Source organism: Streptomyces sp. FXJ1.172, assembly GCF_001636945.3.
In the GTDB taxonomy this organism is placed as follows: domain Bacteria; phylum Actinomycetota; class Actinomycetes; order Streptomycetales; family Streptomycetaceae; genus Streptomyces.
On the sequence record NZ_CP119133.2, the window covers coordinates 227,042 to 239,742 of the forward strand.

Below are 12,701 nucleotides of genomic sequence, written 5' to 3' on the forward strand. Positions count from 1 at the left end.
CCGGAAGGAAAGATCATGAAGAAGCTCACGAAGCGGATTGCTGTCGCCGTTTCCTCCGTGGCGGTCGCGGGTGTCGCCGTTGTCGGTGCCGGGGGCACCGCTTCGGCCGCGACTCCCGCCTCCGTGCACGTCCAGCGGTCGGCCGAGGTCAACCCCGCCGACTACCGCTGGGACCACGGCGTGGGCTACCTGATCGAGCAGGGCTACTGCTGGGACGCAGAGCGTGGCTGGCACCACGACGACCATGTCGCCGGCTCCCTCTGGCACAGCCGCGACGGTCGCTGCTACCGCTGGGACGACGAGGGGCGCGAGTGGAAGTCCGACATGTCCTACCGGTACGACTGGAACCGCTACGAGAGCGACGGCCGGGGCTGGGACCACTACTACCGGAACCACGGTGGCTGGGACTCCTACGGATGGGACCACTACGGCCGGAACCAGGGTGACTGGTAAGACAGGTCCCGTCTGTGCCCCTGAGCGGAGGCTATACCTCTCACCTTGATGCCTGTCGGCGGCGGGGATGCGACCGCTGGTCACGGATCAGCGGTCCCCTGCCCGCCGCCCGGGCGGCCTGCTCCCTCTGAACCTGCCTGCGGCACCACCTCGTGCCACAAGGCGCGCGTCGCCCAACTGCCGCGACGCCACGACTCGCGCGGTCCGCCGATGCTGTCCGGCGCCCGGGCCCTGCTGAACACCTCCTGATTCGATGCGTGGTTGTCGCCACGAGCACCGGGGCGCAGCCGAGGCAAGGGGGGTGCCTTGGAGTGAATGCCCATGGAGTCTTCGAGGACCGTGGTTCGGGCAGTGACCGCGCAGCTCGTCGTCTCGCGCACCTACTCACAGCCCTTGTGCATGCGGCTGCGGTACGAGCCTGCTGATCCCTACGTCGTCCGTGCCGCTTTTTTCGTCCACAGCGACGAGCCGGTCGAATGGGTCCTGGGGCGTGACCTTCTGGCCGACGGCCTGAACGGTTGCGCAGGTCATGGGGACGTCCGGATCTGGTCGGCCGCCGACCGCGGTGACCCCGCGATGTACATCGCTCTCGGGTCTCGCGCGGGCACCGCCCTCGTCGAGGTCCCCGTACACGACGTCAAGACCTTCCTGGAGCGCACGGAGACCGTGGTGCCACGGGGCACCGAGTCGGAGCGCATCGACTGGGACGCCGAACTGGCACACCTGCTCTCGCAAAGCTGACCACTGATCATCATGCTCAGACAGAAAAGGATCGACTGTTCATGTCCCAGTACCAGCTTCGTGTCTACACGCTGTGCAGCCGCAAGGCGCTCGTCGCCTACGCGAACATCTGGTCCAAGCACATTCCCGGCATGGCGAAGTACCGGATCACCACGCACGGTGTCTGGACGGTGCCCGCGGCTCCCGGCAGTGAGACGCCCCAGCTGTACGCCCTCGTCTCCTACCGGGACGGCGACGACGTGCAGGAGCGGCTACTGGCGTATCTGGCCAGCCCGGAATTCCGCGCCGATATGGAGGGCTTCGACCTCAGCCAGATCGTCGGCGTCACCGAGACCGCGCTGACGCCCACCGCCGACTCACCCTTGCGCTGAGGGTTCTCGCGCGACCGGATGCTTCGGCCATGGCGGCCGACGTCCAACGGGTCTCGTTACAAGGCAGTTCCCTCGGCGCCGGACATGAGGTGCGGCCGGTGCAGATGACGCGAGGGGGTGCGTTGGATGATCAGGAAAGCGTCGTCGTCGGTGAGTCGCCCTGCGGTGTATTCGAGCAGGTCGTGGTGAATGTGGTGCAGCAGCGCGTGGGGGCTTGAGGCGGGGAAGAAGGCGACCCGTTGGCGAGCGGGTAGAAGGCTCCGGCGGGTGAGCGGGCTTCGATGACGCCGTCGGTGTAGAGCAGCACCATGTCACCAGGTTCCAAGGTGAACGGGTCGGTGCTGTCCTTCCGGACGCAGAGGGCGCACAGGCCCAACGGGGGCGCGGGCCGGCGGGAGTGCAAGACGGTCACCTGGTCTCCACAGATCAGCAGGGGCGGGGGATGGCCGCAGCTAAGCATCTCGGCCGGCGGACCCTGATCGGGGATGTCTAGCAGGGCAGCGGTGATGAAGTGCTCGTCGGCGTCGTGCACCGTTGCGGCGACCCGGCGCGGGCCGCGGTGCTGTCGTGGCGACCGCAGTCGTCAGACCCAATTGCTCATGACCGGTGCCGCGCAAGTTGCTGGCGTTGCCGGTGGTGAGGTAGTGACGTGGCGGACGGCTGCAGCGCGGAGTCGACGGTGGCGACCTGAGCGAGCACCGCGTCGATGGGTGTCCAGCAATAGTCGCAGCCATGCAGGAGACGCTCGGTGCCGAAGGCCGCGTCGAAGGCCGGGACCTGGCGCGGAAAGGGCGTGCCGGCCACGTCGTACCAGAGGAGGCCGAGCTGCTGGACGGCGCTCGGCGCGTCGACGGCGCCTCCGCCGACGTGCGCGCGGAAGAGTTCCATCCGGTCGGCGAGCAGCGGCAGCACACCTCCGCCGTGTGTCAAGATCCAGCTGATCCGCGGACGGCGGGCGAGGACTCCTTGCAGGAGCAGGTCGCTCATAGTGCGGGCGATGTCGAAGAGGAACTCCAGCATCGGTCGTGGCCGGCCAAGAGCAAGCTCGTCGGCGTGGGGCGCTGAGGTGGGGTGAACGTGGACGACGGCGCTGCGGCGGTCGAGTTCCTCCCAGAGCGGCTCGAACCGGGGTCACCGAGGCATCATGCCGAGATGATCTGCGACGCTCCACGCGGGCCAGCCAGGCATCCCGTCGGGATGCTTGATACCGTCGGCACTTTCTGCCCCCTACATGTGCACGACAGGTGCGGCGTTCTCGTTCTGCTGGGGCACACCCCGGCGGTAGAGCAGGGCGGTGACGACCAGGCCGGCGACGAAGACGGCCGCCGACCACCAGTAGGCCGTGGAATAGCCCTCCAGACCGGCCTGAGCCAGCACGCCGGGGTTCTTGGGATTGCGGCCGGAGAGGTAGCCGGTGGCGGCGTCGGAGGCCATCGTGCTGAGCAAGGCGATGCCGATGGAACCGCCTATCTGCTGGAGGGTATTGACTGCGGCCGATGCGACGCCGGCATCGGCGGCCTCCACGCCGGAGGTCGCCAGGCTCATGGCGGGCGCGATGACCGTGCCCAGCCCGATGCCGACGAGTACCAACTGGGGCAGTACCTGCGTCACGTATCCGCTGTTCAGGCCCAGCGTGGTCATCCAGGTCAGGTCGGCGGCCGCGATGGCCATGCCCAGCGGGACCACCGGCTTCGGTCCTATGCGCGCCACCAGGACGTTGTTCGCCACCGCGGAGGCGGACGACGACGCCACGATCATGGGCAGGAAGGCGAAGCCGGTGTTCAGGGCGCTGTAGCGGAGGCTCTGCTGCAGGTAGTAGGTCAGGAACAGGAACACGCCGAACATGCCCGCGCCGGTGACGAAGAGGGCGGCGAAGGAGGCACCGCGGTTACGGTCCAGCAGGACCCGCAGGGGCAGCAGCAGAGACGTCGCCCTGCTCTGCCACCACACGAAGACGGCCACCAGTACGGCTCCGGCCGCCAGCATGCCCCAGGTCGCCACCGAGCCCCAGCCACGCGTCTCGGCGTTCGAGAACCCGTAGACCAGGCAGAACAGTCCGATGGAGGCCAGCAGGGTGCCGGGGACGTCGAGCTTGGAGGACGTGTCGCGCGGGGTGCGGTGCAGCAGGTTCGCCCCACCGGCGAACGCCACCCCCGCGAAGATCACGTTGACGTACATGGTCCAGCGCCAGTCCAGGTACTGGGTCAGCACGCCGCCGAGGATCAGGCCGATGGCTCCGCCGGCACCGGCGATCGAGCCCGCGACAGTGAAAGCTTTCGCCCGCTCGCGCGGATCGGTGAAGGTGGTCATCAGGAGCGACAGCGCGGACGGGGCCAGCAGGGCGGCGAACAGGCCCTGGACGGCGCGCGCGATGACGAGCATGGCGAAGCCGTTCGCCGCACCTCCCACCATGGAAGCGGCCGCGAAGCCGGCCAGGCCCACCAGGAATGTCACCTTCTGACCGACCAGGTCCGCGACCCGGCCGCCGAGCAGCAGCAGGCTGCCGAAGGCGAGCGCGTAGGCAGTGACCACCCACTGCCGGTCGGCGTCCGAGAAGCCGAGGTCGTGCTGGGCTGACGGCAGGGCGATGTTCACGATGGTGCCGTCGAGGACACCCATCAGCATCGACAGGGAAATGACCACCAGGATCCACCAGCGACGCGGGTGCGACAGGTCGGGCACATTCTCAGGTGTGGTCTCGGCGCCGCAAGCAGCGACGGTGGCGTTCTGGGACATGGGAGGCAGCCCTCCGGACAGCGAATGGGGGGTGGAGGAAGAGAGAAAAGAACGGATCGAGAGATCGGGGAGGTCCCATCCGGTACGGGGCGCCACTTCGCGCTCACGGGCGGGAGCACTTGGCGGCGTAGCCGCCTCGGTGAACGGATGACGCGGGTGATTCAGCTCGACGAGGCCGACGGTCTCCCCCCTCAGGAGGGAGACCAGGAACAAGCCAACGACCATGGTCATTTCACGGTTCAGCGTCGGCATACGGCTGCCGTGCAGGGGCTGGATGTGGAACCACCCCGCCGGGCGGTCTCACCCGATGTGACGGGGTGGCGCCGGCGCCTCAGGGGCGCAGCGTCTCAGGCTGACTGGCTCAATGGCCGGCGTGCACGGCCGTCACGACCGGCGGTGAGGCGGCCTTCCAGGCCCGTGATCAGCGTGTCCATCACGAGACGGAACATGTAATCCGGGTCAGGGCCTTCAGAGGCCGCACTCGTAGAGCCAAGGTCTGCGTCCGCGGCCCCGTCTTCGTCGACTTCAGGGCCGTGGGACTTGAGGGTCGACCACTGGTGGAGTGCGCCGTTCAGTTCTGCGGCGAGGACACCGATGACGACGGCGACCATCAGCGCCGCGATCTCCGAGACCTCTGACTGCGGAACCCCGGCAGCCTCCACGATCGCGGTGAGCGCGGTCCAGAACGGGTCGTCGGGCTGGATGAAGTCGGGCTGATGGCTGAACGAGTAGGCCATCAGTTCGGGGTGACGGTGCGCCAGGGTCCGAAAGTCAGTTGCGAGCAGGCGGATGCGCTCCTGCCAGGGAGCGTCCTCCAGCGTCACGGTGCGGAACTGGGCGCCGACCATTCTCGTGACGCCGCGCAGCACCGCTTCCTTGTTCGGCACGTGGTGATACAGCGACATCGGGTTCGCGTCGAGCGCGGTGGCGAGTTTGCGCATGGTGAGCGCCTCGACCCCGTCCTCGTCGATGAGCCGCAGGGCGGCGGCATAGATCCCGGCCTCCGTCAGAGGCACGTCTCTCTTCCTCGTTCCCCGCGGGGGCCGTCTCGCCTTCTTTTCCATACCCCGTACGGTACCACTTCCGTACACGGTATGGAAATGAGCTTCACCACAGCGTCACCTGGACTCCCGGGGTTGCACTCCACTTTCCGTACCGCGTATGGTTCTAATTCCATACGGCGTATGTTTCTGTATGGCGCCACGGCATCGATCTGCGCAGCGCGCCCTTGCCCACCCCCTCCACCCCCTCCACGCAGAGGAGCAAGTCATGACCACGCACTCCGCGAACGACCTTCGTCCCATCCGGTCCCCGCGGGGGATCCCTCTGCTCGGCCACACGCCGCAGATCCCCGACACCAACCCGGTGGAGTACTTCGGTGAGCTGTCCAAGCAGTTCCCCGAGGGCATCTACGGCATGGACATCGCCGGCATCGAGCAGGTCTTCGTCTACGACCCGGACCTGGTGGCCGAGGTCAGCGACGAGACACGGTTCTTCAAGCAGATCGACAAGACGCCGCTGCACCACATCCGGGACTTCGCCGGCGCCGGCCTGTTCACCGCCCACCAGCACGAAGAGGAATGGGGCAGGGCACACCGGATCCTGCTGCCGGCCTTCAGCCAGCGGGCCATGAGGAACTACTTCGGGCAGATGCTGGAGATCGCCCAGAACCTGGCGGGCAAGTGGGAGCGCCGGGAGGGTCAGCCGGTCAACATCACCGACGACTACACCCGCCTGACGCTCGACACCATCGCCCTGTCGGGGTTCGGCTACCGGTTCGACTCCTTCGACAAGGAGGAGCTGCACCCGTTCCTCAACGCGATGCTGGGCGCGCTGACCGAGTCGATGCGGCGCTCTCAGGAGCTGCCGATGATGACCAAGCTGCGCAGGGCCGATGCCAAGAAGTACGGCGAGAACATCCAGGCGATGCGCGAGCTGGTCGAGAGCGTGATCAAGGAGCGCCAGGAGGGCAAGGGCAGCGCTGAGGACGACCTGCTGGGCCTGATGCTTGAGGCCACCGACCCGGAGACCGGCAAGCGGCTGGACGTCGACAACGTGCGTGACCAGGTGCTGACGTTCCTGATCGCCGGGCATGAGACCACCAGTGGTCTGCTGTCGTTCGCCACGTACTCGCTGATGCGCAACCCGCACGTCCTGGCCCAGGCGTATGCCGAGGTGGACCGCCTGCTGCCCGGCGACACCGTCCCGGACTACGACACGATCATGAAGCTGGACGTCATCCCGCGGATCCTGGAGGAGACCCTGCGGCTGTGGGCTCCCATCCCGATGATCGCCAAGGCGCCCATCGACGACACCGTCATCGGCGGCCGCTACGAGCTGAAGAAGGGCACACGGGTCAGCATCCTTGAAGGCCCGCTGCACACCCACCCCAAGGCATGGGAGCGGCCCGACGAGTTCGACATCGACCGGTGGCTGCCGGAGAACCGGGCCCAGCAGCACCCGCACGCCTACAAGCCGTTCGGCAACGGCGTTCGCGCCTGCATCGGCCGCCAGTTCGCGCTCACCGAGGCCCGCCTGGCCCTGACACTGGTGCTGCAGAAGTTCAAGCTCTCGGACACCAGCGACTACAAGATGGACGTACGGGAGGCGCTGACGCGCAAGCCCGGCAACTTCGAGCTGATCGTCCGGCGCCGTCAGGAGCACGAGCGGACCGTCTTCGGCACCGCGGACGTGCAGACCGGCGACACGCAGGCGCAGGCAGCGGTCAGCGGTGTCGGTGTGAACCTGACCGTCGCCTACGGCTCCAGCCTCGGCTCCTGCGAGGACCTGGCGCGCACCATCGCCGACCGCAGTGAGCGCTCCGGCTTCGGCACCACGCTGGTGAGCCTGGACGAGCTGGGCGACAACCTGCCCACCGAGGGCCTGCTCGCCGTTGTAGCCGCCAGCTACAACGGCAAGGCCCCCGACAACGCCCAGCGCTTCGACGACCTCCTCGCCGCCGGACTGCCCGAGGGCTCACTGTCCAACGTGCGGTACGCGCTGCTGGGCGCCGGCAACACCCAGTGGGTGGCCACCTACCAGGCATTCCCCAAGCGGATCGAGGAAGGTCTGCTGGCCGCCGGCGCGACCCCGGTCGTCGAGCGCGGCATCGCGGACGCCGCCGGTGACTTCGACGGCATGGCCACGCGGTGGATGGACAACCTGTGGGCCACTCTGGCCGAGGAGTACGCCGCCGACACTTCCGAGGCGAGCGGCCCGCGCTACCAGGTCCAGCTGCTCACCGAGTCCGACGTGCGCCCCGCCATCGTCTCCGAGCAGGCGTACCCGCTCACCGTGGTGATCAACGAGGAACTCGTGGCCGACGCGACCGGCCTGTGGGACTTCGCCATCGAGCCGCCGCGCCCGTCCGCGAAGTCCATCACCTTCGAGCTGCCCGAGGGCGTCACCTACGACACCGGCAACCACCTGGCCGTCTTCGCCAAGAACGAACTCGCCCTGGTGGAGCGCGCGCTGAGGCGGCTCGGCGTCGAGTACGACCAGGTGCTCCGGCTCGATCAGCCGGCCGGTGGCCGCACCCACCTGCCGGTCGGCACCCCGGTCACCGCCGGCATCCTGCTCACCGAGTTCCTGGAGCTGCAGGACGTGGCCACCCGGTCCCAGATCCAGACGCTCGCCGAGTACACCGAGTGCCCGTGGACCCGGCCGCAGCTCCAGGCGTACACCGCCGACACCCAGGAGGCCGAGGAGCGCTACAGCAAGGAGATCCTCGGCAAGCGCATCTCGGTGCTGGGCCTGCTGGAGCGCTTCCCGGCCGTCGAGCTGCCGCTGGCGGTGTTCCTGGAGATGATGGGCCCCATCCGGCCGCGCTTCTACTCCATCTCCTCCGCCCCGTCCGCCAACCCGCGCCATGTGCGCCTGACCGTCGGCCTGCTGGAGGGCCCGGCCCTGTCCGGCGACGGCCAGTACCGCGGCACCTGCTCCGCCTACATCGCCGGCCTCGAGCCCGGTGACGTCGTCTACGGCTACGTCCGCGTGCCCTCCCCGACGTTCGCCCCGCCCGCCGACCCCGCCACGCCGCTGATCCTCATCGGTCCCGGCACCGGCATCGCGCCGCTGCGCGGCTTCCTGGAGGAGCGGGCGACACAGCACGCGAACGGCACCCAGGTGGGCACGTCGCAGGTCTTCGTCGGCTGCCGCCACCCGGAGCACGACTACTTCTACAAGCAGGAGATGCAGGACTGGGAGCAGGCCGGGATCGCGCAGGTGCACACCGCCTACTCGGCGGTGACCGGGCACCCGGCCCGGTTCGTGCAGAACGCCATAGCCAATGCCGCCGACGCGGTGTGGCAGGCCATCGAGGACGGCGCGTACATCTACGTCTGCGGTGACGGCCGCCGTATGGCCCCCGCCGTCCGCGAGGCCCTCGCCGCCATCCACCGCCAGAAGACCGGCAGCGACGACGAGACCGCCCAGCAGTGGCTCGCCCAGCTCGAAGCGGACGAGCGCTACCAGCAGGACGTCTTCGCCTGACCGTCGCACGCCGTCAAGGCGTGTGCCCCTCAGCCGCCGGGAGGCGTGCGGCCCCGTCCTGCAACCCCCCACGCCTCCCGGCCACCACAAGCCCTCCAGACACCACATGGCACCCTCCGGCCCGAAACGCCGGGCGGTGCCGCTCACCGAAAGCAGATCTTCATGGACACCATGCTCGCCGGACGCTTCCACCTCGACAGCAGGAAGTTCGCCGTGGAAGAGGTCCCGATCCCCGTGCCGGGCCCGGGCGAGGTCCTCATAGAGGTCAAGGCCGCCGGCGTCTGCCTCTCCGACGTCCACCTGCTCGACGGCTCCCTCGTCCCGCTGTTCGCCACCTCCGACACCATCACCGTCGGCCACGAGGTATCCGGCGTGATCCACACGCTCGGCCCCGACCTCAAGCGCGGCCTGCCCGTCGGCACCCGCGTCACCCTGGAGGCCGGCAAGACCTGCGGCCACTGCGCCGGCTGCGTGCGCCACCGCCCCTGCACCCAGATGCTCACCGCCGGCATCGACTACGACGGCGGCTGGGCCGAGTACGTCATCGCCCGCGAGGACACCCTCATCCCCATCCCCGACAGCCTCCCCTTCGACCAGGCCGCGATCATCCCCGACGCGGTCTCCACCCCCTACGCCGCCGTCGTCGCCACCGCGGGCGTCCGTGCCGCCCAGTCCGTCGGCGTCTGGGGAGTCGGCGGAGTCGGCGCCCACAACGTACGCCTCGCCCGCCTGGTCGGCGCCGCACCGATCATCGCCGTCGACCCGCTGCCCAGCGCCCGCGAGCGCGCCCTGGCCTTTGGCGCGGACCTCGCGCTCGACCCGGCAGCCCCCGACTTCGCCGACCAGGTCCGCGCGGCCACAGGCGGACGCGGCCTCGACTTCGCCTTCGACTGCGCCGGCGTCCCCGCCGTCCGCGACCAGGCCGCCTCCGTGCTCGGCCTGGGCGGCTCCCTGATCCTGGTGGGCATCACCCCCAGGCCGCTCACCATCACCGAGGGCCTGACCTTCAACTACCTGCAGAAGCAGGTGCGCGGCCACTATGGCGGCTTCCCCGAGTCCGTCTCCGAGCTGGTGCAGCTGACCGCGGCCGGCCGGCTCGACCTGGCCCCCTCCATCACCGACCACATCCCGCTCATCGACGCGGCCAACGCGGTCAGCCGTCTGGAGAACAAGATCGGCGACCCGATCCGCCTCATCCTCGTCCCCTGACGCCCGTCAGCAGGACGACAAGCCACCCTGGGCAGGGGTGAGTGGGCGCCGGTGTGTGAGGGTGCACCGGCGCCCACGGCTTTCCGGCAACCGTGGAGAGACAGAACCATGCAGACGACCGACGCCCCGGGCCGCGCACCGCAGCGCAGCGACGCTCGCGCGAACCGTCAACGCATCCTCGCCACCGCTCGGCGGAAACTGCGGGACGACCCCGACGCAAGTCTCGACAGCATCGCTGCGGCAGCCGGCCTCGCGCGGCGCACCCTCTACGGACACTTCTCCAACCGGCACGCGCTCATCACCGAGTTGACGCAGGACGCAGCCCAGGCGCTTCGCCAAGCGTTCGCCATGACACGCATCCCGGGCGCTGATCCGCTGGAGGAGATGGCGCGGATGGCCCTGGCGGCATGGGCGGTGGGTGACCAGTACCGCATGCTCATCTCCCTCGGTCGCCGCCATCTCGGAGAGGAGGCCATCCGCGCCACCCTGGCACCTGCCCGCCAAGAGGCCATCGCGGCCATACGACGTGGCCAGCACGAAGGCGTGTTCGCGAACCACGTCCCTCCGCCCGTCCTCGCACAAACGCTGGAAGCACTGATGCTGGCCCTCGCCGAGGAGAACACCACGTCCACCTGGGCGGACCCCACGGGTGAGGCCGCGGCGACCGCGTTCCTCGTCGCCGCCGGCGTAGCACCACAGACCGCATCACTCCGGGTTCGAGCCGTGTTGCATGACCAAGTCGTCGCCCCGATCGGGACGGCTGCATCGACTCGTTGACCAATGTCGATCGAAGCGCCGCAGGCGGGAAGTGCCGCCACTCGGTCCCAGTCCCATCCACGTGGGCGCGAAGGCGCGGGCCTGCGGCACGAGGCTTCGGCTCCTTCACCCTCCCTGTGCCGTTATTTCGCTTCTCAATGAAAATATCCGTCCTTGTAGGAGTTCATTCATGCCTGCCATTCTGATCCACGGCGTACCCGACACCCACCACGTGTGGGACGGCGTTCGCGAGCACCTGACCCGCAGCGACGTGGAGGCTTGGGACCTGCCCGGTTTCGGTTCGCCGCGACCCGAGGGCTTCCACTGCACCAAGGAGGGGTACGTCTCCTGGCTCATCGAGCGGTTGCAGGCAATCGGCGAGCCGGTCGACCTGGTCGGGCATGACTGGGGCTGCCTCCTCACCGCGCGCGTGGCTTCCGTACGGCCGGACCTGATCCGCACGTGGGCCGGCAGCAACGGTCCGGTCAGCGCCGAGTACGTCTGGCATCCGCTGGCCAAGCTGTGGCAGGACTCGGTCGCGGGCGACCGCTGGGCCAAGGAGTACGACCCCGGCGCGTTCGCCAAGGACCTGACCGACAACCTCCAGATCCCGGCTGAGCTGGCCGAACAGACGGCCGGCCGCGTGGATGAGACCATGCGCGACAGCATTCTCAAGCTGTACCGCTCCGCATTGACGGTCGGTGCGGAGTGGGAACCGGGTCTGGCGGACCTGGCCGGACCGTCCCTGGTGTTCTGGGGGGCGTTCGACCCAGTCTGCCCCGTCGACTTCGGCGAGAAGATGGCGGCTTCCGTGCGCGCCACCCGCTTTCTGAGGCTGGACAGCAGCCACTGGACGCCTATCCAGAAGCCGGCCGAGGTCGCCACCGCCCTCGAGGAGCACTGGAGCAGCTCTCGGGGCTGAGTGGCGCGCCCACCAACAGCGCCCGTGGGCGCACCCCGGGCGGCGCTGGCCCCATGGCGCCCGACACCCATGGGAGGGCTCCCGCACCGCTGCGCATACCGCCGAGCGGGGCGAGGGCCCATTCCAACACGGCCGGAGCCTCGGTGTGGCGGCACTGGGTCCTGTCGACTGGCGATAGCGCCGCGGAGCTTGGCCAATGACACCGCCCCGGTTCGCAGGCTTGGGCCGCCACATGTAAATCGGTGTCCACGACATCGTGGATCGCCGACGCCCCAGCCTGTAGGGCAACGCTGCCGTAGCACGGGGCCCACCCGACTTGGCCGGCGGCGGCGCGCCGATCCGGACCCTCAGACGAGATCGGGCAGCGGGCGCCGGGTGACCTCGTGCGCGTCCTCCGGCGGGAGCCCGAGCATGCGCAGGACCATCTCCGCCAGGTCGGAGGCGGCCTCGTCGCCGTCGAGGTTGGGGCGGGCCAGCCTGAGCGCCACCAGGGACAGCAGGGTGCCGCCCAGGGCGGACAGGGCGGTGGTCGCGTTGCCGCAGGTGAAACGACCTGAGGCGATGCCGATCTCCAGGTCGCGCAGGGCGCGTGGGGCGAGGCCGCGGTCGGAGTGGATGTGCGCCAGGCCGCGGTCGCGCAGGATCCGCATGAGTTCCGGGTGGGAGTCGGCCATCCGGGCGGTGAGTCGGAAGCCGGCCGCGACCAGCTCGGCCGGGTCGTCGATGCCTTCCACGCGCTCGTCGATGACCTGCCCGAACTCCTCCAGGGCGTCCGTCACCGCCGCGTCGAACAGCTGCGTCTTCGACTCGAAGTGGTTGTAGAAGGACCCGAATCCGACATCGGCGCGCTCGGCGATGGCCTGGATGCTCGCGCTCGTGTCCCCGGTTTCCGCGAGGATCTGCCGGGCCGCGCGGACGAGCGCCTGGCGGGTCTCGGCACGGCGTCGCTCGAAGCGGTTCTTGGGCGGGGCTGACGTCGGCATACGGCCCAGTGTAACCGCCGCAAGGACGATACTGCCATT

Annotated in this window: 12 protein-coding genes and 1 pseudogene; 8 read left to right on the forward strand and 5 right to left on the reverse strand. The window is 69.0% G+C overall.

Features of this window, described 5'->3' with window-relative positions:
• Nucleotides 1–15: 15 nt before the first annotated feature.
• The 4 genes from A6P39_RS01215 (at nt 16) to A6P39_RS01230 (ending at nt 1,783) form a co-directional block, all read left to right on the forward strand.
• The gene (locus A6P39_RS01215) at nt 16–453 is read left to right on the forward strand and encodes a hypothetical protein (RefSeq protein ID WP_067055412.1); all 438 of its coding nucleotides are present in this window, start codon (nt 16–18) and stop codon (nt 451–453) included.
• A 351-nt stretch (nt 454–804) separates the two neighbouring features.
• Nucleotides 805–1,194, forward strand: a complete 390-nt coding sequence (locus A6P39_RS01220) for an SsgA family sporulation/cell division regulator (RefSeq protein ID WP_234379249.1) — start codon at nt 805–807, stop codon at nt 1,192–1,194.
• Nucleotides 1,195–1,235: 41 nt separating this feature from the next.
• Nucleotides 1,236–1,565, forward strand: coding sequence for an NIPSNAP family protein (locus tag A6P39_RS01225; RefSeq protein ID WP_067055418.1), 330 nt, complete (start codon nt 1,236–1,238; stop codon nt 1,563–1,565).
• Nucleotides 1,566–1,594: 29 nt separating this feature from the next.
• Nucleotides 1,595–1,783 (forward strand): hypothetical protein, encoded by a 189-nt coding sequence (locus A6P39_RS01230; protein WP_199841024.1) that lies wholly within the window; start codon nt 1,595–1,597, stop codon nt 1,781–1,783.
• Here the strand turns inward: A6P39_RS01230 and A6P39_RS45275 are convergent.
• The 4 genes and pseudogenes from A6P39_RS45275 to A6P39_RS01245 all read right to left on the reverse strand — a co-directional run bounded on the left by A6P39_RS45275 (nt 1,696) and on the right by A6P39_RS01245 (nt 5,317).
• Nucleotides 1,696–2,097 carry a PP2C family protein-serine/threonine phosphatase gene (locus tag A6P39_RS45275; protein ID WP_067055421.1) on the reverse strand — a complete coding sequence of 134 codons (402 nt, stop codon included), beginning with the start codon at nt 2,095–2,097 and terminating at the stop codon, nt 1,696–1,698. The two genes, A6P39_RS01230 and A6P39_RS45275, sit on opposite strands and share 88 nt — an antisense overlap.
• A gap of 65 nt (nt 2,098–2,162) precedes the next feature.
• Nucleotides 2,163–2,675: pseudogene (locus A6P39_RS01235) on the reverse strand (amidohydrolase family protein); the annotation flags it as partial.
• 117 nt (nt 2,676–2,792) lie between these two features.
• Nucleotides 2,793–4,301 (reverse strand): MFS transporter, encoded by a 1,509-nt coding sequence (locus A6P39_RS01240; protein ID WP_067055427.1) that lies wholly within the window; start codon nt 4,299–4,301, stop codon nt 2,793–2,795.
• A gap of 347 nt (nt 4,302–4,648) precedes the next feature.
• The gene (locus tag A6P39_RS01245) at nt 4,649–5,317 is read right to left on the reverse strand and encodes a TetR/AcrR family transcriptional regulator (RefSeq protein WP_234379251.1); all 669 of its coding nucleotides are present in this window, start codon (nt 5,315–5,317) and stop codon (nt 4,649–4,651) included.
• 253 nt (nt 5,318–5,570) lie between these two features.
• On the opposite strand from A6P39_RS01245, the gene A6P39_RS01250 reads away from it, so the two are divergent.
• The 4 genes from A6P39_RS01250 (at nt 5,571) to A6P39_RS01265 (ending at nt 11,679) form a co-directional block, all read left to right on the forward strand.
• Nucleotides 5,571–8,792: a bifunctional cytochrome P450/NADPH--P450 reductase gene (locus A6P39_RS01250; RefSeq protein ID WP_067055432.1), complete on the forward strand. Its 3,222-nt coding sequence runs from the start codon at nt 5,571–5,573 to the stop codon at nt 8,790–8,792.
• A 162-nt stretch (nt 8,793–8,954) separates the two neighbouring features.
• The gene (locus tag A6P39_RS01255) at nt 8,955–10,001 is read left to right on the forward strand and encodes a zinc-binding dehydrogenase (RefSeq protein ID WP_067055435.1); all 1,047 of its coding nucleotides are present in this window, start codon (nt 8,955–8,957) and stop codon (nt 9,999–10,001) included.
• A 108-nt stretch (nt 10,002–10,109) separates the two neighbouring features.
• Nucleotides 10,110–10,778 carry a TetR/AcrR family transcriptional regulator gene (locus tag A6P39_RS01260; RefSeq protein ID WP_067055439.1) on the forward strand — a complete coding sequence of 223 codons (669 nt, stop codon included), beginning with the start codon at nt 10,110–10,112 and terminating at the stop codon, nt 10,776–10,778.
• Nucleotides 10,779–10,947: 169 nt separating this feature from the next.
• A complete protein-coding gene (locus tag A6P39_RS01265) occupies nt 10,948–11,679 on the forward strand; it encodes an alpha/beta fold hydrolase (RefSeq protein WP_067055442.1) in 732 nt (243 codons plus the stop codon).
• Between the two features lie 347 nt (nt 11,680–12,026).
• Here the strand turns inward: A6P39_RS01265 and A6P39_RS01270 are convergent, their stop codons facing one another.
• On the reverse strand, nt 12,027–12,662 hold the full coding sequence (locus A6P39_RS01270) for a TetR/AcrR family transcriptional regulator (RefSeq protein WP_067055445.1): 636 nt from the start codon (nt 12,660–12,662) through the stop codon (nt 12,027–12,029).
• Nucleotides 12,663–12,701: the final 39 nt, after the last annotated feature.